Here is a 25,168-nt window from a genome sequence, read left to right on the forward strand (position 1 = left end):
CGGGATCGGTGCCGGACGGGAGGAGACGCGCCATGACAGCGGAGAGCCACGGGCAGGAGGAGAGAGCGGCGGGCGGGGACCAACTGTTCGCGCTGCAGCGCCGCGAGCGCCTGATGGACCAGCTGCGGCTGCACGGCGCCGTTCGCGTTCGCGATCTCGCGCGGGACCTGTCGGTCAGCGAGCTGACGATCCGCCGGGACATCGCGGCCCTCGCCGATCGTGGCCTGCTCACCCGGGTGCACGGCGGCGCGACGCTGCCCTCGGCACTGGAGCAGGAGCCCGTGCGCAGACGGCGCATGGCGACGCCCGCGTTCACGATCGGGATGGTCGTGCCGTCACTCGATTTCTACTGGCCGCAGATCGTCAGCGGCGTGCGCAACGCCGCCGCCGCGCACGGGGTCAACGTGCAGTTGCGGGGCTCCAGTTACGACCAGGCCGAGGACCGCCGGCAGATCGTCCGGCTGACCGAATCGGGGCAGGTGCAGGGGCTGCTGCTCGCCCCGAACCTGGAGGGCCCCGGCATGCACGAGATGATCGACTGGATCGGCAAACTGCCGGTCCCCGTCGTCTTCGTGGAGCGCAAGACCCCGGAGTGGACACCGACGCCGCACCAGCTGGAGTGGGTGCGCAGCGACCACGCGACCGGCCTGGAGATGGCGGTCCGGCATCTGCACTCGCTCGGCCATCGCGACATCGGACTCGTGCTGTCCAAGGGCAGCCCCACCTCGGCCCATCTCGCCGTGGGCTGGCATCGCGCCTGCACCGAACTCGGCCTGTCCGCCGACTTCCTGATACGCGAGAGCGTGGCCCTCGACGTCCCCGGGCACCGCCGGATCATCGGCGACATCCTCGAAGGCTGCCGCCGCTCCCGCATCACCGCGCTCATCGTGCACAGCGACCCCGACGCCCTCTCGGTGGTCCAGTACCTGACCGAGCAGGGCATCAGGGTCCCCGACGACCTGGCACTCGTCAGTTACGACGACGAGGTCGCCCATCTCGCGGATCCGGCGATCACGGCGGTCCGCCCGCCCAAGGCCATGGTGGGCCGCACGGCCGTCGAGATGATGGTGGCGCGGCTCCTCGAAGGCAGCCGCCGCCCCGCCCAACGGGCGCTGATCCTCCCCGAGTTGATGATTCGCTCGTCGTCGCTCCCGGCAGCGTTGCCGCCGGGAGCGCCCCTCGTACGGTGACGGCCGGCTACCGCGCGACCAGCCGGCCGTGGGCGGCCCGCAGCCTTTCCGCGAGCTGCTCGACGCCGACGGTGTCGAGGCCCTTCTGCCCGTGTGCGGCGGCCCGCGCGGCGGCGCGCGCGTGCGCGAACACCGCCCAGGAACCGGCGGTGTAGCCGCCTTCCCGCACCGCCGCGACCTCGGCCAGGGCGTCGCGGACGGGCTGCGTGTCGACCGCGCCGGAGACGCGGCCTCCGGCTGCGATGTCGAAGGCGTCGAGCACGAGCTTCCCGGACTTCAGGACGAACGTTGCCTCGTGCCTGCCGTCCGGCAGGCCGCGCAGCGAGTACGTCGCCAGGCGCTTGTCGGTGGCGGCCGTCTTCACGCCCTCGGCGACGAGTTCACCGTCCACGAGGACATCGAGCACGGCGCTGCCGTCGTTGCCGCCGATGACGTCGACCCCCGTACCGCGGAACGGGACGGTGACGGACGCCCCCGCCGTCGTGCTCGTCGACGTCGTCCGGTACCAGTCCATGGCGTCGCCGCCCGACGCCTTCCTGCTCCAATCACCCTTGTAGGTCACCGAGCCGTCCATGTTGTCCGTCTGCGCTGCCGCGTAGGGCGCGTACCCGGCGACCTTCTCGACCTTGAGGTTGTCGAAGCCGGTCCTGTGGAAGTCGCTGCCCAGCTTGACGCGCCCCGAGGTCTCCGGCGTCGGATCCTTGTACGTCGCGACCTTCTCACCGTCGACGAAGGCGGTGACCGTGGCCCCCTTCGCCTCGACGGCCAGCCGGTACCCGTCGGCCGCCGCGACCGTGCCGTGCGCGAGAGCCGTCCCGTACTCGTAGAACGTCCAGCCGCCGTCGGAACCGATGCGCAGGTTGTAGGCGGCGTCGCTGATCGCCATGCCCTTCTGCTGGCGCACGCCGAGCGCGGCGAGCCCGCCGCCCGGGTCCGGGAACGAGACGTCGACGGACGCCTTGTAGTTCTCCCAGCGGAAGTCCCCGACGGTGGTGTTGGGCGTGTTCTTGTTCCAGGCGGCGGTGTCCTTCATCGACTGGTCCATGTACTGGTGGAGCACGCCGTCGCCGACCTCCCAGGCGCCGGTCTGGTCGACCATGTAGCGGGGCTGGTTGCCGCGCGAGGCGAGGTAGGGCCGGAGCGAGGTGCCGACCCGGACCTTGCCCTCCTCCGCGTACCCGAAGTCGTCCGCGTAGAGGTACGTGTCCTGGGTGTCGCCCCGCTTGCCGCGCGCGTCGGTGTCGAGGACGGCGCGGTCGCCGGACTTCGGCAGCCGCTGGTTCGTGGCCGGGTCGCCGCTCCTGTCGAGCGTCGTCAGCGTCGTGACGGAGCGCGGCTTCGCCGTGTACGTGTAGGTGTACGTGCCGTCGCCCGAGCGGGCAGGCCGGAGCTCGGCGGCGAGGTGCTTGAAGTCGGCGTCGTAGCGCTGCCCGGCGCCGGCGGCCCGGGTCTCCCAGGCCTCCATCGTGGTGTCACGGCCGAGCCGCAGCCCCTCGGCCTTGATGCGGTACGTCTTCGGCCGATCGCTGTCGTTGACGACGACCGTCGAGAAGTCCCGCTTCTTCGGGTCGGCCAGCGTCATGTAGCTGGGCGCGCCGTTGGAACCGTCGAGGTTCTCGGTGCCGCTCACTCCGCTGTAGCTGGCCTCGGGAACCGTCCGCCAAATACCTTCGGTATTGGTGTCGTTCTCCCAGCCGGTCTTGGCGAACTGGGTGAAGTGCTGCATGACATAGATCGCCGCGTCGTAGTGGAGATAGCCCGACCACGGATCGCGGGCGCTCACGAGTTCCTTGTGGCTGTACTGGGCGCCCTCGTAGAAGGAGCCGATCGCCGGCTGGAAGATGTAGTGCGTCCGCTTGGAGTTCGCGTAACTCTTCACGACGCGGTTGGCGATGTCGAGGGCGCTCTGCACACCACCGATTCCGGTACTGGCGCCACCGGGCCCCTCGGTGTTGTTCACGCGGTAGTCGGTGTACCCGAACGAACCGGTTCCCTCGCTGTACCAGACCTCTTTGTCCTGCCCGTACGCGTTCTCGCCGGTCGCGAGCCGGGTGTACGGCAGATAGGTGTCGCTGCCGACGGCGCCCTCGCGACGGTCCTCCGTCGTGTAGTGGTAGCCGGTCGCGTCGACGATCCCGAAGAGATCGGCGTCGCTGAGCATCGCAGGGCCCATGTTCAGGGTGTTGTTCTCGTCGGAGGCCACGATCTTGATGCGGTGATAGGCCTGCGCGACGGCTTCCCGCTCCTTCTTCGGAATCCCGTAGCGCGCGTCGGCGAAATCCGTGTCGCTCACGACCGCGTTCTTGTACCACTTGACGAAGGACACGTCCGGCGACCGCGTCTCGTTCTTGTCCGGATTCACGTAGTCGACCATGTACCCGTACTTCTGGTACACGTCGAGAAGGGTCTCCTTGTACCACCGGTACATCTCATCGGTCCCGGTCCCCTTGTTCCATTCCGTCTGGACCCATTGCGGCATCTCCCAGCGGAGAACGGAGACCTTGAGCTTCGGATTGACCGTCTTGGCGTCGGCGGCGAGCTGGAACCCCGGCGACCGGGACGCGTCCGCGAGCTCGTCCGACGTCCGCATGGTCGCCGGGTCGGCGCCGGTGGAGGTGTTGGTGTCCGACCCCATCTCGACCTTGACGTGATTGATGAGCGGGTTCGCACCACCGAACAGCACCCGGATGAGCTGCCAGTACCGCTCGGGCTGCTCGGCCTTGTAGTCCATGAGCAAATTGCTCGTACTGTTGCAGCTCAGAACGCCGAGACCCTTGTACGTCAGGCCGTTGACGTTGTCGGCCCGTATGTCGTCGCCCTTGACCACGACGTCGACCGGGTCGTCGGCGGCGGCGCGGGAGGGCGGCGCGGAGATCATTCCGGCGCCCAGGGTGACGGCGGCGGCCGCGGCGAGCGCCGCCCATCTGGGCCTCACCCGTGCACGCGTCTTCTTCGGGGTACGCATCAGCATCGACTCCTCTGCCCTCGTTCTGCCTCGTCCTGGCTCTGGGGCAGGCACATGACACAACGGGAGGGTTCGGGGTCTCTACGGATCACTCGTACACGACCACACTCATCCGCATCCGAACACGGCGAACGCCCCACCGCGAACAGCACGAAACCCCGGTCGGGATCACTCCCGGCCGGGGCCTGTCGAGAAACATCTACTGGTCTGCTGGTGTCCGAGGGGGGACTTGAACCCCCACGCCCGATAAAGGGCACTAGCACCTCAAGCTAGCGCGTCTGCCATTCCGCCACCCGGACAAGGTGTCGGCGCTCACGGGGCACTGCCCGCGGCGACAAGGACAACAATACCAAGACTTCAGGGCGCCTCTCACCTGCATAAACGCACCCCGCGGACACCCGCGCGGCGGACAAGGCACCGGATACGACGAAGTGCCGACCGGGATCACTCCCGACCGGCACTCCAGTCACTCTGTGTGTCCGAGGGGGGACTTGAACCCCCACGCCCGATAAAGGGCACTAGCACCTCAAGCTAGCGCGTCTGCCATTCCGCCACCCGGACAAGGTGTCGGCGCTCGCGAGGCACTGCCCGCGGCGACATGGACAACAATACCAAGACTTCGGGGCGCCCTTCACCTGCGTATCCGCCCACCGGGACCTTCCCTGCGCCCCTTCACCGTGTGTGACCGCATGGTTGCGCCAGCACACGGAAAGGGGCTTCGACCTCGGGTTTCGTCGTCGGTGGGCGGATCTGCCGCTAGGCGGCGGTCCGGGTGGTCACGGCATCAGGTGGTAGTCGGGGAAGTTCCCCGGCAGCCGCTCCCCCTCCGGTCCCTGGGTGACGGCGCGCACCAGCAGCTCGCCGCCGACGAAGGCGCCGCGCCAGGACGCGCCGAACCCGCCGAACAGCTCGTCCCGGTCACCGCGCGAGCGCGGCTTGCCGTGGCCGACCTTGAAGGCGCGGATCTGCGGGGCGAGCCGCTCGTACGTCTCCTCGTCGTCGGTGGAGAGGGTCGCGACCAGAGCGCCGTTCGACGCGTTCATCGCCGCGAGCAGCTCCGCCTCGGTGTCGACCAGGACGATGGAGTCGACCGGGCCGAAGGGTTCCGCGTGGTGCAGCGGTGAGGACGGGGGCGGGGCGAGGAGCGTCACCGGGTGGACGTAGGCGCTGGTGTCCTGGCCGGGCAGGAAACGGTCCGGGTCGGGGGCGGCGCGGTACAGCGGCACGGCACCGCGGTCGATCGCCTCGCCGACCTGGTCGGTGAGTTCCTTGGCCTTGGCCGCGTTGATGAGCGGGCCGAAGTCGAGCTGCGGGTAGGGGTCCCCGGCGTCCTCGACGGCGAGCGGGTGTCCGACGCGCAGGGTGCGTACCGCGGGCAGGTACGCGGCGAGGAACGCGTCGAAGGCGTCACGCTGCACGACGAACCGCGGGTAGGCGGTGCAGCGCTGCTTGCCGTAGTCGAAGAGCTTGGGGATCGCGGCCGTCAGCCCGTCCCAGTCCGTGTGGTTCCAGATGCCCCAGGTGTTGAGCCCTTCCTGTTCGAGGATGTGCCGCTTGCCGAGGTCGGCGACGGCCGTGGCCACGGCGGCGCCGGTGTCGCGTCCGCCGACGAAGGACACGCAGCCGATCTCGGGCGCCCGCACCAGCGCCTGGGAGAGCTGCCCGCCGCTGCCGCTGACGAGCGTGACGGGGATGCCCTCGCGGGCGGCGAGGGCGCAGGCCAGGGTCAGACAGGAGACGCCGCCGTCGGTCGGGGTCTTGGCGATGACCGCGTTCCCTGCCAGTGCCTGTACCAGCATGGCGTGAACGAGCACGCTCATCGGATAGTTCCAGCTGGCGATGTTGGACACCGGTCCGGCCAACGGCGTCCGGTCGCCGAGGAGTTCGTCGATGTCGTCGACGTACCAGCGCACTCCGTCGATGGCCCGGTCCACGTCGGCCCGGGCGAGCCGCCACGGTTTGCCGATCTCCCAGACGAGGAGCAGGGCGAGCAGGTCGCGGTGCTGGGTGAGGGCGTCGAGGGTGGCGGCGACGCGGGCGCGGCGTTCGGGCAGCGGGACGTGGCGCCAGGCTCGGTGCTGGTCGAGTGAGGCGCGGACGGCCCGGTGGGCGGTGTCGGCGTCGAGGCGCGGCGGGCCGGCGATGGGACTGCCGTCGACGGGGGTGGTGGCGGGCAGCGTACGGCCGTCGGCCTGCCAGTCGCCGTTCCAGAGGTTGAGGACGCGGTCGTCTCGGAAGGCCTCGGGGGCCGCGCCGAGGCAGCGCTGCCAGGCGTCGATCCAGGACGTTCCTGCTTTGAGGGTGGTTGCCATTGCTTTCGGTCTCCGCTCACGGTGCACAGTCGGGGCGGGCGTCTTGCTGGCTGTCGGTGCTGTGGACGGGAGGTGCCCGCTGGACACCTCCCGTATGCCAAGGACCGTACGGGGAAAGGCGGTTGGGGCGTATGAATCGCGTCACTCGCCGCCGGCGAGGCGTTCCGTCACGAGCCGGGCCGTCTCGGTGGGTGTCGAGCCGACGCGCACGCCGACCGCTTCCAGCGCCTCCTTCTTGGCCCGGGCGGTGCCGGAGGAGCCGGAGACGATGGCTCCGGCGTGCCCCATGGTCCTGCCCTCGGGGGCGGTGAACCCGGCGATGTAGGCGACGACAGGTTTGGTGACGTGGTCGCGGATGTAGGCCGCGGCCCGCTCCTCCGCGTCGCCGCCGATCTCCCCGATGAGGACGACGAGATCGGTCTCCGGGTCGTTCTGGAACGCGGCGAGGCAGTCGATGTGGCTGGTGCCGACGACGGGGTCGCCGCCGATGCCGACACAGCTCGAGAAGCCTATGTCCCGCAACTCGTACATGAGTTGATAGGTGAGGGTGCCGGACTTGGAGACGAGTCCGATGCGGCCGGGTTTGGTGATGTCGGCGGGGATGATGCCCGCGTTGGACGCGCCCGGGGTGATCAGGCCCGGGCAGTTGGGGCCGATGACGCGGGTGCCCTTGCGGCGGGCGTACGCGTGGAAGGCGACGGAGTCGTGCACCGGGATGCCCTCGGTGATGACGACGGCGAGCGGGATGCCCGCGTCGGCGGCCTCGACGACGGCGGCCTTGGCGTAGGCGGGCGGCACGAAGAGGACGGTGACGTCGGCGCCGGTGCGGGCCATGCCGTCCGCGACGCTGCCGAAGACGGGAACGGCCCGGTCGTCGAAGTCGACGGTGCGGCCGGCCTTGCGGGGGTTGACGCCGCCGACCACGTTCGTGCCCGCGGCGAGCATGCGACGGGTGTGTTTCATGCCCTCGGCGCCCGTCATGCCCTGGACGAGGACCTTGCTCTCCTTGGTGAGATAGATGGCCATGTCCCGGCTCCTCAGTGGGCGTTGGTCGCGAGTTCGGCGGCGCGGCGCGCGGCGCCGTCCATGGTGGGCGCCTGCTGGATCAGCGGGTGGGCGCGGGAGTCGAGGATGGCGCGGCCGCGGGCGGCGTTGTTGCCGTCGAGCCGGACGACGAGCGGCTTGGTCAGCCGGACGCTGTCCAGGGCGCTGACGATGCCGTCGGCGACGGCGTCGCAGGCCGTGATGCCGCCGAAGACGTTCACGAAGACGGACTTCACGGACGGGTCGGAGAGGATGACGTTCAGTCCGTCGGCCATCGTCCGGGCGGAGGCGCCGCCTCCGATGTCGAGGAAGTTGGCGGGGCGGGCGCCGCAGCCAGCGACGACGTCGAGGGTGGACATGACCAGTCCCGCGCCGTTGCCGATGATGCCGACCTCGCCGTCGAGCTTGACGTAGTTGAGGCCCTTGGCGGCCGCCTCGGCCTCCAGGGGGTCGTCGTGCGTGATCTCCTGGGCGCCCCAGCGCTCGCGCCGGAAGCGGGCGTTGTCGTCGAGGGTGACCTTGCCGTCCAGGGCGAGGATCTGCCCCTGCGCGGTGCGCACCAGGGGGTTCACCTCGACCAGGACGGCGTCCTCGCGCGTGAGGACGTTCCAGAGGCGCACGAGGACGTCGACGGTCTGCGGGGGCAGGCCGGCGGCCGCCGCGATCCGTGCGGCCCCGGCCGTGGTGACGCCCTCCGCCGGGTCGATCGGGATGCGGGCGACGGCCTCGGGCCGTGCGGCGGCGACCTCCTCGATCTCCATGCCGCCTTCGGCGGAGGCGATGGCGAGGAAGGTGCCGGCGGCGCGGTCGAGCACGTAGGAGACGTAGAACTCCGCCTCTATGTCGACGGGTTGGGCCAGCATCACCGTGCCGACGGTGTGGCCCTTGATGTCCATGCCGAGGATCTGACGTGCCGTGAGTTCGGCGGCGGCCGGGTCGGCGGCCACCTTGACGCCGCCCGCCTTGCCGCGCCCACCGGTCTTGACCTGGGCCTTGACGACGACGCGACCGCCGAGCCTGCGCGCGATCCCGCGCGCTTCCTCGGCGGAGTCGGTGGTCTCCGCCCGCGGCACCAAGATGCCGTGTTCCGCGAAGAGTTCCCTTGCCTGGTGTTCGTACAGGTCCATTTCGGCTCCTGACTCGAAAGTGCCGCACGCCCCCTGGACACCACCCACCGGATGCGGGATAACAAGGTTCATACAGTATTCGTCGACTGTATGCAATGTACGAGCGACGCACGAGAGCCGTGCCCCAGCCGTGCTGAACCTCGGCCGAATCGGCTCGCCAATCCCCTACGAAGGGACGGGACTTCGCCATGCCCCAGTCGTCCACCGCGGACAACGGCCAGGAGCAGATCTCCGGAGGCCATCTGGTCGCCAAGGCACTGAAGGCCGAGGGGGTGGAGGTCATCTACACCCTGTGCGGCGGCCACATCATCGACATCTACGACGGTTGCGTCGACGAGGGCATCGAGGTCGTCGACGTACGCCATGAACAGGTCGCCGCCCACGCGGCGGACGGATACGCCCGGATCACCGGCAAGCCGGGATGCGCGGTGGTCACGGCAGGACCCGGCACCACGGACGCCGTCACCGGTGTCGCGAACGCCTTCCGCGCGGAGTCACCGATGCTGCTCATCGGCGGCCAGGGAGCGCACACACAGCACAAGATGGGGTCGCTCCAGGACCTGCCGCACGTCGACATGATGACGCCCATCACCAAGTTCGCGGCGACGGTGCCGGACACCGCGCGCGCGGCCGACATGGTGTCCATGGCGTTCCGCGAGTGCTACCACGGAGCGCCCGGGCCCTCCTTCCTGGAGATCCCCCGCGACGTGCTCGACGCCAAGGTGGCGGTGGACAAGGCGCGCGTCCCGAAGGCGGGCCACTACCGTGCCTCCACCCGGTCGGCCGGCGACCCGGAGGCGGTGGAGAAGCTCGCCGACCTCCTGGTGCACGCGGAGAAGCCGGCGATCCTGCTCGGCAGCCAGGTGTGGACGACGCGCGGCACGGAGGCGGCCGTCGAGCTGGTGCGCGCGCTGAACGTGCCCGCCTACATGAACGGCGCAGGCCGCGGCACCCTGCCGCCCGGCGACCCGCACCACTTCCAGCTGTCGCGCCGCTACGCCTTCTCCAACGCCGACCTCATCGTCATCGTCGGCACGCCCTTCGACTTCCGGATGGGCTACGGCAAGCGGCTGTCCCCGGACGCGACCGTCGTCCAGATCGACCTCGACTACCGCACCGTCGGCAAGAACCGCGACGTCGACCTCGGGATCGTCGGTGACGCGGGCCTGGTCCTGAAGTCCGTCACCGAGGCCGCCTCGGGACGGCTCAACGGAGGCGGCACCAAGCGCAAGGAATGGCTCGACGAACTGCGCGCCGCCGAGCAGACGGCCATCGAGAAGCGGCTCCCGAACCTGCGCTCCGACGCCTCCCCCATCCATCCGTACCGGCTGGTCAGCGAGATCAACGACTTCCTCACCGAGGACTCGATCTACATCGGCGACGGCGGCGACATCGTCACCTTCTCCGGTCAGGTCGTCCAGCCGAAGTCGCCCGGCCACTGGATGGACCCCGGGCCGCTCGGCACCCTCGGCGTCGGCATCCCCTTCGTCCTCGCCGCCAAGCAGGCCAGGCCCGACAAGGAGGTCGTGGCGCTCTTCGGCGACGGCGCGTTCTCCCTCACGGGCTGGGACTTCGAGACGCTCGTGCGCTACGACCTGCCCTTCGTCGGGATCGTCGGCAACAACTCCTCGATGAACCAGATCCGGTACGGCCAGAAGGCCAAGTACGGCGACGCGCGCGAGCGCGTCGGCAACACCCTCGGCGACGTCCACTACGACAAGTTCGCCCAGATGCTCGGCGGATACGGCGAGGAGGTCCGCGACCCGGCCGACATCGGTCCCGCGCTGCGCCGCGCGCGCGAGTCGGGCAAGCCGTCCCTGATCAACGTATGGGTCGATCCGGACGCCTACGCGCCCGGAACCATGAACCAGACGATGTACAAGTGAGGTGAGTCCCTCGTGACCCAGGCCCTCGAAGGCATCCGCGTCCTCGACATGACCCACGTCCAGTCGGGCCCCTCCGCCACCCAGCTCCTCGCGTGGCTCGGCGCCGACGTCATCAAGCTGGAGGCACCGACCGGAGACATCACGCGCAAGCAGCTGCGCGACATCCCGGACGTCGACTCCCTGTACTTCACCATGCTCAACTGCAACAAGCGGAGCATCACCCTCAACACCAAGTCCGAGCGCGGCAAGGAACTGCTGACCGAGCTGATCCGGCGCGCGGACGTCATGGTCGAGAATTTCGGGCCGGGCGCCGTGGACCGCATGGGCTTCACCTGGGACCGCATCCAGGAGATCAACCCGCGCATCGTCTACGCCTCCATCAAGGGCTTCGGCGAGGGCCCGTACACCAACTTCAAGGCGTACGAGGTCGTCGCCCAGGCCATGGGCGGGTCGATGTCCACCACCGGCTTCGAGGACGGACCGCCGCTCGCCACCGGCGCCCAGATCGGCGACTCGGGCACCGGCATCCACGCCGTGGCCGGCATCCTGGCCGCCCTGTTCCAGCGGGAGAACACCGGGCGCGGGCAGCGGGTGAACGTGGCCATGCAGCACGCAGTCCTGAACCTGTGCCGGGTCAAGCTGCGCGACCAGCAGCGGCTCACGCACGGGCCCCTCGCCGAGTATCCGAACGAGGACTTCGGCGACGAGGTGCCGCGCTCCGGCAACGCGTCGGGCGGCGGGCAGCCCGGCTGGGCCGTCAAGTGCGCGCCGGGCGGGCCCAACGACTACGTGTACGTGATCGTGCAGCCGGTCGGCTGGGAGCCGCTCACCCGGCTCATCGGGCGCCCCGAGCTCGCCGAGGACCCCGAGTGGGCGACTCCGGAGGCCCGGCTCCCGCAGCTCACCAAGATGTTCCAGCTGATCGAGGAGTGGTCCTCGACGCTGCCCAAGTGGGACGTCCTGGAGAAGCTCAACGCCCACAACATCCCGTGCGGGCCGATCCTGTCCACCAAGGAGATCATCGAGGACGCCTCCCTGGCGGCCAACGAGATGGTCGTCGAGGTGCCGCATCCGCAGCGCGGGACCTTCACCACCGTCGGCTCCCCGCTCAAGCTCTCCGACTCCCCCGTGAACGTCAGCAGTTCGCCCCTGCTCGGGGAGCACAACGAAGAGGTCTTCATCGGCGAACTCGGTCTCGGTGACGAGGAGCTGCGCCTGCTCAAGTCGAACGGAGTGATCTGATTGATGGCCGAGGACCGGACGCTCACGGTGCGGGCGCTGCTCGACACCGTGCGGGCCGAGGGACGCACGGCGCTCACCGCGCCCGAGGGCAAGGTGATCGCCGACGCGTACGGGATCGCCGTCCCCGGCGAGGAACTGGCGGCCGACGTCGACGAGGCGGTGGCCGCCGCGGCCCGCTTCGGCAAGCCGGTGGTGCTGAAGATCGTCTCCCCCGACATCCTGCACAAGACCGACGCGGGCGGCGTCGTGGTGGGGGTGGAGGGCGCGGCCGACATCCGGGCCGCGTTCCACCGGATCATCGACAACGCGCGCGCGTACGCGCCGGACGCCCGGATCGAGGGCATCCAGGTACAGGAGATGCTGCCGACGGGCGGCGACAGCCAGGAGGTCATCGTCGGGGCGGTCACCGACCCGACGTTCGGCAAGGTCGTCGCCTTCGGGCTCGGGGGTGTGCTGGTCGAGGTCCTGAAGGACGTCACGTTCCGGCTCGCGCCCGTCGACGCCGACGAGGCCGTCGGGATGCTCGACTCCATCAGGGCGGCCGAGGTGCTGCGGGGGGTACGCGGCGCCCGGGGCGTCGACCGGTGGGCGCTCGCCGAGCAGATCCGGCGCGTCTCCCAACTGGTGAACGACTTCCCGGAGATCGCGGAGGTCGACCTCAATCCGGTGATCGCGACGCCCGACGGGGCGGTCGCGGCGGACATCCGGGTGATCCTCGCCGAGGGCACGGCGACGCCGCGGCGCACCTACACGCGCGAGCAGATCCTGACCAGCATGCGGCGCCTGATGCAGCCGCGGTCGGTGGCCGTGATCGGGGCCTCCAACGAGCAGGGCAAGATCGGCAATTCGGTGATGCGCAACCTCGTCGACGGCGGCTTCTCCGGGGAGATCCATCCGGTGAACCCCAAGGCCGATGACATCCTGGGCCGCAAGGCGTACAAGAGTGTCACGGACGTCCCCGGTGAGGTGGATGTGGCGGTCTTCGCGATCCCCGCCAAGTTCGTGGCAGCGGCCTTGGAGGAGGTGGGGAGCAAGGGCATCCCGAACGCGGTGCTGATCCCGTCCGGCTTCGCGGAGACCGGTGAACAGGCCCTCCAGGACGAGATCGTGGCGATCGCGGAGCGGCACGGCGTACGGCTCCTCGGACCGAACATCTACGGCTACTACTCGACGTGGCAGGACCTGTGCGCCACGTTCTGCACCCCGTACGACGTGAAGGGCGGGGTCGCGCTGACCTCGCAGTCCGGGGGCATCGGGATGGCGATCCTGGGCTTCGCGCGCACCACGAAGACCGGTGTGTCGGCGATCGTGGGGCTCGGCAACAAGTCGGACCTGGACGAGGACGACCTCCTCACCTGGTTCGGCGAGGATCCCAACACCCGGTGCATCGCCATGCACCTGGAGGATCTGAAGGACGGGCGTGCTTTCGTGCAGGCCGCTCGGGCGACGGTGCCGAAGAAGCCCGTCGTCGTCCTGAAGGCGGGCCGTACGGCCGCAGGTGCGAAGGCGGCCGGGTCGCACACCGGCGCGCTCGCGGGCGACGACGCCGTGTACGACGACATCCTGCGGCAGGCCGGCGTGATCCGGGCCCCGGGCCTGAACGACATGCTGGAGTACGCGCGGGCCCTGCCCGTGCTGCCCGCTCCGCAGGGCGACAACATCGTGATCATCACCGGCGCGGGCGGCTCCGGGGTCCTGCTCTCGGACGCGGTGACCGACAACGGGCTCCACCTGATGGAGATCCCGGACGACCTGGACGCCGCCTTCCGTGCGTTCATCCCGCCCTTCGGCGCCGCCGGCAACCCCGTCGACATCACGGGCGGCGAGCCCCCGTCGACGTACGAGGCGACGATCCGGCTGGGCCTGGAGGATCCGCGCATTCACGCGCTCGTGCTCGGCTACTGGCACACCATCGTCACCCCTCCCATGGTCTTTGCGGAGGTAACGGCCCGGGTCGTCGCGGAGTTCCGGGAGCGCGGGATCGAGAAGCCGGTGGTCGCGTCGCTGGCCGGGGACGTCGAGGTCGAGGAGGCCTGCCAGTACCTGTTCGAGCGGGGCGTGGTCGCCTACCCGTACACGACCGAGAAGCCGGTCGCGGTGCTCGGGGCCAAGTACCGGTGGGCCCGCGCGGCGGGGCTGATGGGGGGCGGTCGATGAGGTGACCCGTGGCGGGTCCGGCCGGCGGTGCGCGTCGGCCGGACCCAGGTCCCGTGCGCACACGAAAGCAATTTGGACAGGGGGCGCTGGCCAGATCTTTCGACGCAAGGGGTGCGACCGTCATGACGACCACCGACCTATCCTCGTCCGGCCCCGTCAGGGAGGTGAGGGACGAGAACGGCCGCCTCTACCGGATCGGACAGACCGATCGGGACATCTTGGGGCGACCACGATGGACCATGGTGCTCTTTCCCTGGATGGGCATGCTGGGCATCAGTTCCTCGGAGTACGCGTTCACCTCGGCCGAGGACACGCTGCACGAGGCCCATCTGTGGGACAGCGGGCACATCTTCTGGCTGATGGGTGTCTGGATCTTCTTCCAGGCGGCCGTGGCCTTCCCCGCCGGGCAGCTGCGCGAGAGCGGAAGACTGCCGGCACGGTACGCGATGATGCTGGGCGCCGTCGGCACACTGTGCGGCTATCTGTCCCTGGCCTACGCACCGCACGTGACCGTCGCCTATCTCGGCTTCGGTGTGTTCAGCGGTATCGGGGCCGGCCTGGTCTACGCGACCAGCGTCAACATGGTCGGCAAGTGGTATCCGGAGCGCAAGGGCGGCAAGACGGGGCTGGTCAACGGCGGTTTCGCCTACGGCTCGGTGCCCTTCGTGTTCGTCTTCACGTCCTTCATGGACCTGTCGAACTACCAGGGCGTCCTGGTCATGGTCGGCGTGATCTGCTGCGCCGTGGTGGCCTTCGCCGGCTGGTTCCTGAAGGACCCGCCCAAGTACTGGTGGCCCGCGCACGTGGACCCGCTGAAGGTGGCGGACGACCCGCGCGTGCAGCGGGCGCTGAAGAAGAACCCGCCGGCCGTGCACCAGTACACCCCGCGTGAGGCGGCCCGTCAGCCCGTGCTGTGGATGATGTGGTTCTGCCTGCTGTGCACCGCCGGGATCAACATCTACGGCATCGCCATGCAGGTTCCGTTCGGCAAGGAGATGGGGTTCGCGGGCGGCATCGTGGCCACCGCCATGTCGCTCAAGGCCATCGTGAACGGGACCGGCCGCGGCGTGATCGGCTGGATATCGGACCGTGCCGGACGCCGCAACACATTGATCATCGTCTGTCTCGTCCTGGGGACGGCGCAGTTCGGTGTGTTCTTCTCCGGAAACATGGGCTCGATGCCGTTCTTCCTGTTCTGCTCGATGGTCTCCGGATTCGGCGGCGGAGCGATCTTCCCCTTGTTCGCGGCCATGACCGCCGACTTCTTCGGTGAGAACAACAATGCCTCCAATTACGGCATGGTCTACAGCTCGAAGCTGATCTCCGGCCTGGTGGGCGCCGGCGGCGGGGCCTTCCTCGTCGACGCCTGGGGATACGGAGGCGCCTTCGCCTTCGCCGGTTCGATCGGACTCGGCTCGGCCGTGCTCGCACTCTTCCTCAAGGCCCCCGGCAAGCCCAGACCCCAGAGGCAGCGCCGGATCGTACCCAACCCGCAACCGCTCGGTGAGGAGATGGCCTGATATGACGGCGGAGCCCATCGCCGCAGGAAATTCGAGATCGTCGACCGGCGCCAGGTATCAAGAGATCACCGATGAGAACGGCCGTGTCTACCGTGTCGGGGAGACGGACCGCGACATCCTCGGCCATTCGCGAAAGTTCATGGTGTACCTGCCATGGGTCGCGATGATGGCCATCAGCGTCTCCGAGTACGCGTACGGCTCGGCGGAGGACACCCTGTCCGCCGCCCATGGCTGGACCCAGTCGAACACCTTCTGGATCCTGAGCGTCTGGGTGTTCTTCCAGGCGGGAATCGCCTTTCCGGCCGGATGGCTGCGGGAGAAGAACATCCTGCCCGCCAAACGGGCCGTCATGCTCGGCGCGTTCATGTGCATGGTCGGATTCCTCGCGCTGTCGCACATGCACAATGTGTGGCTCGCGATCCTCGGATTCGGCGTCATCGGCGGACTGGGCTCCGGCCTCGTCTATTCGACCTGCATCAACATGGTCGGCAAATGGTTCCCGGAGCGGAAGGGCGGCAAGACCGGATTCGTCAACGGCGGCTTCGCCTACGGTTCGCTGCCCTTCATCTTCATCTTCAACTACGCCTTCGACACCTCCAACTACCACCGGGTGCTGGACATGATCGGCGCGTATGTCCTGGTGGTCGTCCTTGTCTGCGCGTTCTTCTTCCGTGACCCGCCGAAGAACTGGTGGCCCCACGACGTCGATCCGCTCGACAAGTCCGGGACGAGCAAGCGCGCGAGGTCGCTGGCCAAGAATCCGCCCGCGGTGCGCCAGTTCACCCCGATGGAGGCCGTCAGGACCGGAATGCTGCCGATCATGTGGCTGAGCCTGGTGCTCACCGCGGGCGTGTCCATCTTCGGTATCTCGTTCCAGGTGGACTTCGCCAAGGAGGTCGGCTTCGGACCGTTGGTCGCTGCCTCCTCGATGGGTGTCATGGCGGTCATCAACGGCGTCGGCCGGGCCGTCGTCGGCTGGCTGTCGGACATCTGGGGCCGCAAGAAGAGCCTGGTCTTCGTGATCGTCGTGCTGGGTCTCGCCCAGTTCGGCGTCATCTGGGCCGGCGACATCAAGAGCGAGTGGCTGTTCCTGTTCTTCGCGTTCCTGTCGGGCTTCGGCGGCGGCGCGTTCTACCCGATGTTCGCGGCTCTGACCCCGGACTACTTCGGCGAGAACTACAACGCCACCAACTACGGGCTCGTCTACAGCGGCAAGCTGATCAGCGGCCTGTTCGGCGGCGGGCTCGGCTCGATGGTGGTCGCCGCGTGGGGCTACAACGGGGCGTACGCGCTGGCCGGTGGGATATCCATGGTGGCGGCCGCCTTCGCGCTGCTGCTGCGTCAGCCGGGGCGCAAGGAGGTGGAGCAGGCCGTGACCCACGCCTGAGTCGCGCACCGCACGGCAGAGGGCCCGGCCGGTCGGCCGGGCCCTCTGCGCGCCTCACGCGCGTGGTGCCGCGATCACTTCTTGCGCAGGGCCGCCAGGTTTCCGTAGCCGATCTTCGCGTGCTTCAGGGACTGGCCGGGGTCCGTGGAGGAGGGCGCGTTGTCCTGCTCGACCATGGGGTTGTGGTAGTTCTTCGCGCCGACGCGGCTGAAGAAGGTCTTGTAGTCGATGACTCCCGTACCGAAGGGCACCATGTCGTAGCCCTCGCCGCTGGTGTCGTTGCGGGTGCCGTCCTTGGCGTGGAAGAGGGGGTAGCGCTTGGTGTGGCAGCGGACCAGCGCCGCCGGGTCGAAGACCTTCTCCCGCTGGGAGCCGTCGTGCGCCGTGTAGGTGTGGAACTTGTACTGGGCCACGTGCGCCCAGTAGATGTCCATCTCGAGCCATACGGTCTTCGGGTCGGTGACCTTCAGGAAGTACTCCAGCTTGCGGGTGCCGGAGCTGCGTGTCGGGCGGCCCTGTGCGTCCAGCGGTCCGCCGTCCAGGAGGAAGCCGTAGGCCGCGTCGTGGTTGTGGGTGTAGAGCTTGATCCCGGCGCGGCGGGCGACCTCGCCCAGGGCGTTCCACTTGTCGGCGGCGACGTCCCAGTCCGCCTTGTACGAGCTGCCGGTGGGGTCGCCGCCGGTGCCCATGTGGTCCATGCCGAGGATGTTCGCGATCTCCAGATGCTTCTTGAACGTGTCGAGGTCGGGCTGGGTGAACGGCCACGACGACGGGATGAAGCCGTGGTTGCCCTGGGCGCGCAGCCCGTACTCGTCGAGCCAGGAGCGCAGCAGCTTGGCGCCCGCGACCGATTCGAGGTTGGCTCCGCCCGGGGCGTTCGCGTGCTGGCCGTAGCCCGCGAACTCGACCTGGCGGTAGCCGTAGCGGGCCAGCTCCTTGAACACCTCGCGGAATCCGGAGGGCAGGTCGGAGGCGAACGGGTCGCGGCCGGTGGCGTCGCGCACGGTGTAGAGGATGATGCCGCGCTTGTCGGCCGGCACCAGCTCCTGGCCGCGGCCCGGGCCGTGGCCTCCGTGCCCGGGCTGGGCGAAGGACGGGGCGGCGCCGAAGACGGGGGCGGCGATCGCGCCCGCGCCGACGGCCGTGCAGGTGCTGAGGAAGCGGCGGCGGTCGATGCCGAGACGTCGTCTGAGGGCGTCGTCGGTGGAGGAAGTGGCGGGAGTGGCGGCGTCGCGGGAGTCGGTCACGGGTGCCTCTTTCCGGTTCTCGTGCGGGATGCGGCGGGCACCACTGGCGTGTCGCCGGTGGCGTGTGCTTCACTCTCTGTAACTGCTCCTCTGCGGGCGGGCCTTGGGGCGGCGTATGCCTCAGCCCAGACCTGCCAGCTCCAGGAGCAGGGATTTCACGGCGGTCGCGGGGACGCGACCGGGGAACGCATGGGGGGTGGAGCTGATGAGGACGGGTCCGTCGTCACTGTCGGTGTCCGAGGGAAGGCGGCCGTGGCTGCCGCGAATAGGTGACGGGTCGAGCGGGACGACCGCCATCCGGTAGCGCATGCCGAGTTTCTTGCGCGCGAGCGCGCTCGCGGCCTTCACCTTGACGTAGGGGTCGTGGGGGTCCATGAACAGTTCGACCGGGTCGTAGCCGGGTTTGCGGTGGATCTCGACGAGCTGCGCGAAGTCGGGCGCGCGGGCGTCGTCGAGCCAGTAGTAGTACGTGAACCAGGCGTCGGGTTCGGCCACGGCGACGAGTTCGCCGGCGCGCGGGTGGTCGAGGTGATGGGCCTTCTTGCCCTCGTCGTCGAGGAGTTGGTCGATGCCGGGCAGGCCGTCGAGGGCCGCGCGGGTGGCGTCGAGGTCTTCGGGGCGTCGCACGTAGATGTGGGCGATCTGGTGGTCGGCGACGGCGAAGGCGCGTGAGGCCATCGGGTCGAGGTACTCCATGCCGTCCTGCGTGTGTACCTCCAGCAGGCCGGCCCGGCGCAGTACGCGGTTGATGTCGACGGCGCGTTCGACGCGGGTGATGCCGTACTCGGACAGGGCCACGACGGTGCGGCCCTCGGCCTCGGCGTCGGCGAGCAGGGGGGCGAGGGCGGTGTCGAGTTCGGTGGCGGCCCGGTGGGAGCGGGGGTCGTCGGGGCCGAAGCGCTGCAGGTCGTAGTCGAGGTGAGGGAGGTAGCACAGGGTCAGGTCCGGATGGCGGGTGGCCATGACGTGCCGGGTGGCGTCGATGATCCACTGACTGGAGACGAGGTCGGCGCCCGGGCCCCAGAAGTGGAAGAGGGGGAACGTGCCGAATTTCTCGGTGAGTTCGTCGTGCAGGGCCGGGGGCCGGGTGTAGCAGTCGGGTTCCTTGCGGCCGTCGGCGTAGTAGACGGGACGGGGGGTGATGGTGATGTCGGTGTCGGCGCCCATGGCGTACCACCAGCAGATGTTGGCGACCGTGTAGCCGGGATGGGCGCGGCGGGCGGCGTCCCAGAGTTTGTCGCCGGCGACGAGGCCGTTGTGCTGGCGCCAGAGCAGGACGTCGCCGAGTTCGCGGAAGTACCAGCCGTTGCCGACGATGCCGTGTTCGCTGGGCATGGTCCCGGTCAGGAACGTGGACTGGGCGGCGCAGGTCACCGCGGGCAGCACGGTGCCCAGCGCGGCCCGGGTGCCGGAGCGGGCGAGGGACGTGAGGTGCGGCATGTGCTCGAGCAGCCGCGGGGTGAGGCCGACGACGTCCAGGACGAGGAGGGGGGTCGGCCGGGCGGGCGTGTCCGTCATGGCAGTTCCTTCAGGCCGAGGTCCGTCAGCAGGTCGCGGGCGAGGGTGAGTTCGGCGGCTATGCCGTCGGCGAGCTGAGGGCGGGCCCGGGGACGCAGCTCGGGAGGGAGCGCCTGCCAGGTGTAGGTCTCGACCTCCAGGTGGCGGGTGAGCGGGCGCGGGCCGCCGACGAGGCGGGTCAGCGTGTCCTTGAGGACGTCGAGTGTGGAGGTGAGCGGGGCGGCGGGAGCCGCGTGCAGGGGGACGTGGAAGTGGGCGCGCCAGGCGGTGGAGTCCGGCAGCGCGGCGCCGTTCAGGGCGGGGCCGAGGTCGTCGGTGCCGCGCAGTCCCTGGTCGGTGCGGGTGCGGGTCTGGTGGAGGAAGCGGGGTTCGTCGAAGGCGGCGAGTGCTTCGCGTACCGCGGGAGTACGGGGGTGTTCGGCGTGCAGGGCGGCGGAGAGCTGGGATTTGACGACGGGGACATGCGCGGCGGCGAGGCCGTCCAGTGCGGTCTCCGGGTCTTCGAAGGAGGTGGCGAGGTGGCAGGTGTCGAGGCACAGGCCGATGCGGTCGGGTCGGCCGACGGCGGTGAGCGGGGCGATGGCGTCGGCGGTGGTCTCGACGACGCAGCCCGGTTCGGGTTCGAGGCCGATCCGGATCGATCGTCCGGTGAGTTCTTCGAGGGCGTCGAGGCGTTCGGCGAGGGTCACGAGCGCGGCGCGGGCGGTCTCGGCGCGCGGGGTGTCGTAGGCCGTGCGCCAGGCCAGCGGGAGGGTGGAGATGGTGCCCTCGGTGACGTCGGCGGGCAGCAGTTGGGCGAGCAGGCGGGCCAGGTCGCTGGTGTGGGCGAGGCGTTCCGGGTCGGCCCAGTCGGGCTGGTAGACGCGGTACTTGACCTCTTCGGCGCCGAAGCCCTCGTAGGGGAAGCCGTTGAGGGTGACGACTTCGAGGCCGCGCCGTTCGAGTTCGGTGCGCAGTCCGCGCAGTGCCGCCGGGTCGGTGGTCAGGGAGCGGGCGGCGTCCTTGGCGAGCCACAGGCCGATGCCGAGCCGGTCGCGGCCGAGTCGGCGGCGGACGGGTTCGCAGTGGTCGCGGAGCTGGGCGAGGACGCCGTCGAGGGTCTCGGCGGGGTGCACGTTCGTGCAGTAGGCGAGGTGGACGGTGGAGCCGTCGGGGTGGCGGAAGCGCATGGTTCACGCTCCGCCGCGGAGGATGGAATTGCCCTCGTGCGTGGGCGACTCCGGCGCGGTGAGGTCGAGTTGGAGGCGGCCGCTGAGGGCGTAGAAGGCGACCGGGTTGCGCCACAGGACCAGGTCGACGTCGTCCTCGCCGAAGCCGGCCTTCAGCATCGCCTCGCCGACCCGCCGGGTCTTGAGCGGGTCGCTCTTTCCCCAGTCGGCGGCGGAGTTGACCAGGACCTTCTCGGTGCCGTAGGTGCGCAGGATCTCGACCATCCGGTCCTCGTCCATCTTGGTGTCGGGATAGACGGAGAAGCCGAGCCAGCTCCCGGCGTCCTTGGCGTCCTTGACCGTGGTCTCGTTGAGGTGGTCGATGAGGACCCGGTCGACGGGTAGCGCGGACTCCCGGACGACGTCGAGGGTGCGGTGCAGGCCGGTGAGTTTGTCGCGGTGCGGGGTGTGCACCAGGGCCGGCAGTTCGTGGTCGGCGGCGAGCTGGAGCTGGGTGGCGAGGGCGTTGTCCTCGGCCGGGGTCATCGAGTCGTAGCCGATCTCGCCGACGGCGACGACGCCGTCCTTGTCGAGGTAGCGCGGCAGGGCCTCCAGGACGGGGGTGCAGCGCGGATCGTTGGCCTCTTTGGGGTTGAGGGCGATCGTGCAGTGGTGGGTGATGCCGTACTGCGCGGCCCGGAAGGGCTCCCAGCCGAGGAGCGCGTCGAAGTAGTCGAAGAAGGACGCGGGCGAGGTGCGGGGCTGGCCGAGCCAGAAGGCGGGTTCGACGAGGGCGCGCACGCCCGCCTCGTACATGGCCTCGTAGTCGTCGGTGGTGCGCGAGGTCATGTGGATGTGGGGGTCGAAGATGCGCATCAGGACTCCTTCGCCGTGGGGGCTGCCGGGGAGGTCAGGGCGAGGACGCGGGGCAGGTCGATGGGGACGGGCCGGCCGGCGGCGGTGCGTTCCTGCGCGAAGTCCCCCAGCATTCGGGCGAGTTCGGCGTCGCCGTGGGCTCGCTCTCCGAGGGCGGCGACGGTGTCGGTGGGGACTCCGGTGAACAGGCACTTGAGGACGGCGTGCCGCCACGGGTGTGCGGGCAGGTGCTCGGCGGCGTACGGGCCGACGGCGGCGGCGACCAGGCGGGTGTCGTTGGTGCGCAGGGCGTCCTCGACGAGGGGCAGGCCCTCGGGTCCCGGGACGAGATGGGGCAGCGCGTGCAGGACGGCGCGGCGTTCGGCGGCGGTGCCCTGCGCGTACAGGCGGGTCAGGGTGGCGGTGTCGGCGCGGGCGGCGTGCAGCAGCAGGACGCGGGCGGTGTCGGCATGGTCCTGGCCGGTGCGCCGGCCCGCTTCGGCGAACCGTGACTCCCAGAGCGTGGGCTGGGAGTCGTCGCCGGCCGGGCCGGTGGCCGCCGCTTCGTCGAGGGCTTGGTCGAGCCAGGCACGGGCGGCACCGGGCAGCGCGGTGTCGAGGTGGGCCCGGAGAGTGGCGATGGTGGTCGGTGCGCTCATGTGCTGCTCCCTCCTTGTGCCGCGGCGCGGAGGAACGACAGGGACGCGGCGGCGAGGTCCGGGCCCGCGTGGGAGTGGCGGGGCAGTTCGACGACGGTCAGGCCCTGGTAGCCGGTGGCCGCGAGCGCGTCGAGGAGGGGCGGGAAGTCGATCTCCCCCTCCCCGAAGGGCAGGTGTTCGTGAACGCCGCGGCGCATGTCCTCGATCTGGACGTGGCGCAGCCAGGGGGCCGCCGCGCGCACGCAGTCGGCGGGCGGTTCGGGTTCCAGGCACTGGCAGTGGCCGAGGTCGAGGGTGAGGCCGAGCGCGTCGGGGCTGCCGAGGGCGTGGCGCAGATGGTGGAAGTCGGCGAGCGTGGCCAGGAGGTGGCCGGGCTCGGGCTCGATGGCGAGCGGGATCCCGGCGCCGTCGGCCGCGTGCAGGACGGGTTCGAGGGCGTCGGCGAGGCGCTTCCACGCGGTGTCCCGGTCGGTGTCGTCCGGGGTGATGCCGCTGAAGCAGTGCACGGCGTGCGCGCCCAGGTCGGCGGCGACCTGGACCGCGCGGACGAGCAGGCGGACACGGGCCGCGCGGGCGTCCGGGTCGGGGTCGAGGAGGGAGGGGCCGTGTTTGCGGCGTGGGTCGAGGACGTAGCGGGCGCCGGTCTCGACGGTGGCCGTGAGGTGGTGGCGGTGCAGGGTCCGGGCGACCTGGCGGGTGCGGGCCGCGAGGTCGGGGGCCAGCGGGTCGAGGTGCATGTGGTCGAGGGTCAGGCCGACGCCGTCGTAGCCGAGGTCGGCCAGGAGGGCGAGGGCGTCGTCGAGGCGGAGGTCGGTGAGGCCGTTGGTGCCGTAGCCCCAGCGCGGGGTGGCGGGCTGCGCGGGCTGCGCGGGCTGGGTCATGTGACGCTCACCTTCTTCGCGAAGCGCCGGGCGAGCGGGGCGAGGGCGGCGGTGAGGAGGGCGGGCACGGGGGCTGCCGCGCGGGCCGTCAGGGCTGCCTGGAGCGGGATCATCGCGCGGATGCCGGCGCCGACGGCGCGCTGGGTCAGGGGTGGGGAGGGGTTGAGCGCGGCGTGCAGCAGGGGACGGGCTGCGGTCAGGGCGTACGCGGTGGGACCCGGTAGGCCGAGGGGGGCTGCGGCGCCTCGGCCTACCGGGGTTCTGAGGAGGGCGCCGGCCACGGTGGCGGTGGTGGCCAGGGCCGCTGCCGGTGCGAGGGCGTTGCCGCCCGTCGTCTCGTGGCGGGACACCGCGGTGACGGCCGTGGTGTGGACGGTCATGGTGAGAGCGGCGCCGGTGGCCGAGCCCAGGGGCTTCGCCGCGTTCCGGGCGGCGCCCGCTCCCAGCAGGACGTCGAGGCCGCGGGCCGCGCCCATGGCGACCGGGCCTGCGGGGGTGCGCTTCAGGCCGAGGTCGTACGCCCAGACCGTGGCCGCGAGCGCGGTCGAGATCGCCGCGGGCACGCGTCCGGCCCGGGAGGCGAGGCCCACTCCGGCCACGGTGAGCAGTCCGGCCGCCGCGAGGGCGGTGCCGGGGCGGATGCGGCCGGAGGGAATGGGCCGGTGGGGGCGGTCGACGGCGTCCTCGGCCCGGTCCGCCCAGTCGTTGAGGGCCATGCCCGCCTCGTACAGGCACAGGGAGGAGCCGAGGACCAGGAAGGTGCCGCGGCCGGGGCGGGCACCCACCGCGGCGGTCCCCACGAGGGCGTCGCCGGGGACGGTGAAGAGGGCCGGGAGTCGCAGGAGTTCGGCCCAGGCACGCAGGGTCGTCCGGGTCATCGGGCGGCTCGCAGGCGGTCCGCGAAGTCCACCAGGGCGGCGTACTGCTCGCCGAGCGCGGCGCCCGCTCCGGGGTCGGGGTCCTTGAAGTAGAAGGCCAACTCCGGGCGCGGGCCGGTGAGTCCGACGGCGTGCGCGCGCAGCAGGAGGCGGGCGAGGTCGAGGACGAGGGGCGCGGCGAGTGCGGAGTCGCAGCCCTGCCAGGTGGTCTGCAGGACCATGCGGGCGCCGAGGAAGCCGTCGAAGGCGATGTGGTCCCAGGCGGTCTTCCAGTCGCCGAGGGCGGGGACGTCGTCGATGTGGACCTCGCCCTGCGGGGCGGCGCCGAGGGTGTCGGTCAGGACGCGTTCCTTGCCGGCGTTCTTGGCGGCGGCCGCGGCCGGGTCGGCGAGGGCGGCGCCGTCGCCGCCGCCGAGGAGGTTGGTGCCGGACCAGGCGCGGACGGCGAGGGCGCGCTGCAGGAACATCGGGCCGAGCACGGAGCGCAGGAGGGTCTGGCCCGTCTTGCCGTCGCGGCCCGCGTGGGGGACGGACGCTGTCGCGGCGTCGGCCGCGAGGGCGGTGTGGTGCAGGCCGGACGAGGGGGTGAAGTTGACGTAGGGGCAGTCGGCGCGGAGGGCGGCGGCCGCGTAGAGGGAGCTGGGCGGCAGGGTGTCGCCGGTGGGGACGGGTTCGGTGGAGGCGACGTTCACGACGACGGCACCGTCGAGGTGCCGGTCCCGGACGAAGGCAACGATGTCGGCCGCGAACGCGTCGATGAGCTCGTCCTGCGAGCGGGGGTCGTCGTGGCCGGTCAGCGGGCCGCCGGGCCTGATCTCGTGGTCGGCCGTGGCGAGTTCGGCGTGGACGGCGGCGGGCAGGCCGTGCGGCAGGACGCCGCCGGCGGCGAGGTGTTCGGCGCGTTTGGGCAGCGGGCAGTCGACGGTGTCGTGGCCGCCGAAGACGAGGGAGGTCAGCGGCGGCAGGCCGCAGTCCAGGAAGGGGGTGGTCTCGGTGACCATGCCGGTCGGGGGGTGGAGTCCGGCGGCGACGGCGGCACAGCCGGCGATCGCGGTCGTGGCGACGGAGCCGCGTGCTCCGATCAGCCAGACACCGAAGCGGGGGGTGGGGGTGGGGAGGGACGGTTCGGCGGACATGGGCAGCCTCCTTGTC

General features: G+C 70.5%; 18 protein-coding genes and 2 tRNA genes. 6 read left to right on the forward strand and 14 right to left on the reverse strand.

The features are described 5' to 3' along the window. Positions 1-32: 32 nt before the first annotated feature. Complete coding sequence (locus tag ABZ930_RS08995) at positions 33-1,190, forward strand: substrate-binding domain-containing protein (protein ID WP_361543853.1); 1,158 nt, start codon at positions 33-35, stop codon at positions 1,188-1,190. A gap of 7 nt (positions 1,191-1,197) precedes the next feature. Here ABZ930_RS08995 and ABZ930_RS09000 read toward each other — a convergent pair whose 3' ends face one another. The 6 genes from ABZ930_RS09000 to sucC all read right to left on the reverse strand — a co-directional run bounded on the left by ABZ930_RS09000 (position 1,198) and on the right by sucC (position 8,638). Continuing rightward, complete coding sequence (locus tag ABZ930_RS09000; RefSeq protein ID WP_361543856.1) at positions 1,198-4,155, reverse strand: GH59 galactosidase; 2,958 nt, start codon at positions 4,153-4,155, stop codon at positions 1,198-1,200. Between the two features lie 211 nt (positions 4,156-4,366). After that, positions 4,367-4,454, reverse strand: a tRNA-Leu gene (locus tag ABZ930_RS09005). Between the two features lie 177 nt (positions 4,455-4,631). Then, a tRNA-Leu gene (locus ABZ930_RS09010) sits at positions 4,632-4,716 on the reverse strand. 215 nt (positions 4,717-4,931) lie between these two features. Continuing rightward, complete coding sequence (locus ABZ930_RS09015) at positions 4,932-6,467, reverse strand: aldehyde dehydrogenase family protein (RefSeq protein WP_361543859.1); 1,536 nt, start codon at positions 6,465-6,467, stop codon at positions 4,932-4,934. Between the two features lie 141 nt (positions 6,468-6,608). Beyond that, positions 6,609-7,493 (reverse strand): succinate--CoA ligase subunit alpha, encoded by an 885-nt coding sequence (sucD, locus tag ABZ930_RS09020; RefSeq protein WP_361543862.1) that lies wholly within the window; start codon positions 7,491-7,493, stop codon positions 6,609-6,611. An 11-nt stretch (positions 7,494-7,504) separates the two neighbouring features. Beyond that, on the reverse strand, positions 7,505-8,638 hold the full coding sequence (gene sucC, locus ABZ930_RS09025) for an ADP-forming succinate--CoA ligase subunit beta (protein WP_361543865.1): 1,134 nt from the start codon (positions 8,636-8,638) through the stop codon (positions 7,505-7,507). A gap of 188 nt (positions 8,639-8,826) precedes the next feature. On the opposite strand from sucC, the gene ABZ930_RS09030 reads away from it, so the two are divergent. The 5 genes from ABZ930_RS09030 to ABZ930_RS09050 all read left to right on the forward strand — a co-directional run bounded on the left by ABZ930_RS09030 (position 8,827) and on the right by ABZ930_RS09050 (position 16,830). Further along, positions 8,827-10,524, forward strand: coding sequence for a thiamine pyrophosphate-binding protein (locus ABZ930_RS09030; RefSeq protein ID WP_361543868.1), 1,698 nt, complete (start codon positions 8,827-8,829; stop codon positions 10,522-10,524). 12 nt (positions 10,525-10,536) lie between these two features. Beyond that, positions 10,537-11,766: a formyl-CoA transferase gene (gene frc / locus ABZ930_RS09035; RefSeq protein ID WP_361543871.1), complete on the forward strand. Its 1,230-nt coding sequence runs from the start codon at positions 10,537-10,539 to the stop codon at positions 11,764-11,766. Between the two features lie 3 nt (positions 11,767-11,769). Next, positions 11,770-13,923, forward strand: coding sequence for an acetate--CoA ligase family protein (locus tag ABZ930_RS09040; protein WP_361543874.1), 2,154 nt, complete (start codon positions 11,770-11,772; stop codon positions 13,921-13,923). A 122-nt stretch (positions 13,924-14,045) separates the two neighbouring features. Further along, positions 14,046-15,443 carry an OFA family MFS transporter gene (locus ABZ930_RS09045; protein WP_361543877.1) on the forward strand — a complete coding sequence of 466 codons (1,398 nt, stop codon included), beginning with the start codon at positions 14,046-14,048 and terminating at the stop codon, positions 15,441-15,443. 1 nt (position 15,444) lies between these two features. After that, complete coding sequence (locus ABZ930_RS09050; RefSeq protein WP_361543880.1) at positions 15,445-16,830, forward strand: OFA family MFS transporter; 1,386 nt, start codon at positions 15,445-15,447, stop codon at positions 16,828-16,830. 74 nt (positions 16,831-16,904) lie between these two features. On the opposite strand, the gene ABZ930_RS09055 is transcribed toward ABZ930_RS09050, so the two are convergent. From ABZ930_RS09055 to ABZ930_RS09090, 8 genes are all read right to left on the reverse strand, one after another. After that, a complete protein-coding gene (locus ABZ930_RS09055) occupies positions 16,905-18,077 on the reverse strand; it encodes a sugar phosphate isomerase/epimerase family protein (RefSeq protein WP_361543883.1) in 1,173 nt (390 codons plus the stop codon). A 120-nt stretch (positions 18,078-18,197) separates the two neighbouring features. Beyond that, complete coding sequence (locus ABZ930_RS09060; RefSeq protein ID WP_361543886.1) at positions 18,198-19,595, reverse strand: nucleotide pyrophosphatase/phosphodiesterase family protein; 1,398 nt, start codon at positions 19,593-19,595, stop codon at positions 18,198-18,200. Then, entirely contained in the window at positions 19,592-20,764 is a 1,173-nt protein-coding gene (gene eboE / locus ABZ930_RS09065; RefSeq protein WP_361543889.1) for a metabolite traffic protein EboE, read from the reverse strand. Before eboE ends, ABZ930_RS09060 begins: the two co-directional genes overlap by 4 nt. Positions 20,765-20,767: 3 nt before the next feature. Further along, positions 20,768-21,619 (reverse strand): TatD family hydrolase, encoded by an 852-nt coding sequence (locus tag ABZ930_RS09070; protein ID WP_361543892.1) that lies wholly within the window; start codon positions 21,617-21,619, stop codon positions 20,768-20,770. Further along, positions 21,619-22,257 (reverse strand): EboA domain-containing protein, encoded by a 639-nt coding sequence (locus ABZ930_RS09075; protein ID WP_361543895.1) that lies wholly within the window; start codon positions 22,255-22,257, stop codon positions 21,619-21,621. The genes ABZ930_RS09070 and ABZ930_RS09075 overlap by 1 nt, the downstream gene beginning before the upstream one ends. Then, on the reverse strand, positions 22,254-23,138 hold the full coding sequence (locus ABZ930_RS09080) for a sugar phosphate isomerase/epimerase family protein (RefSeq protein ID WP_361543898.1): 885 nt from the start codon (positions 23,136-23,138) through the stop codon (positions 22,254-22,256). Before ABZ930_RS09080 ends, ABZ930_RS09075 begins: the two co-directional genes overlap by 4 nt. After that, positions 23,135-24,016 carry an SCO3242 family prenyltransferase gene (locus tag ABZ930_RS09085; protein ID WP_361543901.1) on the reverse strand — a complete coding sequence of 294 codons (882 nt, stop codon included), beginning with the start codon at positions 24,014-24,016 and terminating at the stop codon, positions 23,135-23,137. Before ABZ930_RS09085 ends, ABZ930_RS09080 begins: the two co-directional genes overlap by 4 nt. Continuing rightward, complete coding sequence (locus ABZ930_RS09090; protein ID WP_361543904.1) at positions 24,013-25,152, reverse strand: inositol-3-phosphate synthase; 1,140 nt, start codon at positions 25,150-25,152, stop codon at positions 24,013-24,015. Before ABZ930_RS09090 ends, ABZ930_RS09085 begins: the two co-directional genes overlap by 4 nt. Positions 25,153-25,168: the final 16 nt, after the last annotated feature.

It is taken from the genome of Streptomyces sp. NPDC046716, assembly GCF_040645755.1.
Lineage (GTDB): Bacteria > Actinomycetota > Actinomycetes > Streptomycetales > Streptomycetaceae > Streptomyces.

Coding starts and splice junctions, on each gene's coding strand:
- ABZ930_RS08995 (WP_361543853.1), top strand. CDS start 33: ATGACAGCGGAGAGCCACGGGCAGGAGGAGAGAGCGGCGGGCGGGGAC.
- ABZ930_RS09000 (WP_361543856.1), bottom strand. CDS start 4,155: ATGCGTACCCCGAAGAAGACGCGTGCACGGGTGAGGCCCAGATGGGCG.
- ABZ930_RS09015 (WP_361543859.1), bottom strand. CDS start 6,467: ATGGCAACCACCCTCAAAGCAGGAACGTCCTGGATCGACGCCTGGCAG.
- sucD (WP_361543862.1), bottom strand. CDS start 7,493: ATGGCCATCTATCTCACCAAGGAGAGCAAGGTCCTCGTCCAGGGCATG.
- sucC (WP_361543865.1), bottom strand. CDS start 8,638: ATGGACCTGTACGAACACCAGGCAAGGGAACTCTTCGCGGAACACGGC.
- ABZ930_RS09030 (WP_361543868.1), top strand. CDS start 8,827: ATGCCCCAGTCGTCCACCGCGGACAACGGCCAGGAGCAGATCTCCGGA.
- ABZ930_RS09040 (WP_361543874.1), top strand. CDS start 11,770: ATGGCCGAGGACCGGACGCTCACGGTGCGGGCGCTGCTCGACACCGTG.
- ABZ930_RS09045 (WP_361543877.1), top strand. CDS start 14,046: ATGACGACCACCGACCTATCCTCGTCCGGCCCCGTCAGGGAGGTGAGG.
- ABZ930_RS09050 (WP_361543880.1), top strand. CDS start 15,445: ATGACGGCGGAGCCCATCGCCGCAGGAAATTCGAGATCGTCGACCGGC.
- ABZ930_RS09060 (WP_361543886.1), bottom strand. CDS start 19,595: ATGACGGACACGCCCGCCCGGCCGACCCCCCTCCTCGTCCTGGACGTC.
- eboE (WP_361543889.1), bottom strand. CDS start 20,764: ATGCGCTTCCGCCACCCCGACGGCTCCACCGTCCACCTCGCCTACTGC.
- ABZ930_RS09070 (WP_361543892.1), bottom strand. CDS start 21,619: ATGCGCATCTTCGACCCCCACATCCACATGACCTCGCGCACCACCGAC.
- ABZ930_RS09075 (WP_361543895.1), bottom strand. CDS start 22,257: ATGAGCGCACCGACCACCATCGCCACTCTCCGGGCCCACCTCGACACC.
- ABZ930_RS09080 (WP_361543898.1), bottom strand. CDS start 23,138: ATGACCCAGCCCGCGCAGCCCGCGCAGCCCGCCACCCCGCGCTGGGGC.
- ABZ930_RS09085 (WP_361543901.1), bottom strand. CDS start 24,016: ATGACCCGGACGACCCTGCGTGCCTGGGCCGAACTCCTGCGACTCCCG.
- ABZ930_RS09090 (WP_361543904.1), bottom strand. CDS start 25,152: ATGTCCGCCGAACCGTCCCTCCCCACCCCCACCCCCCGCTTCGGTGTC.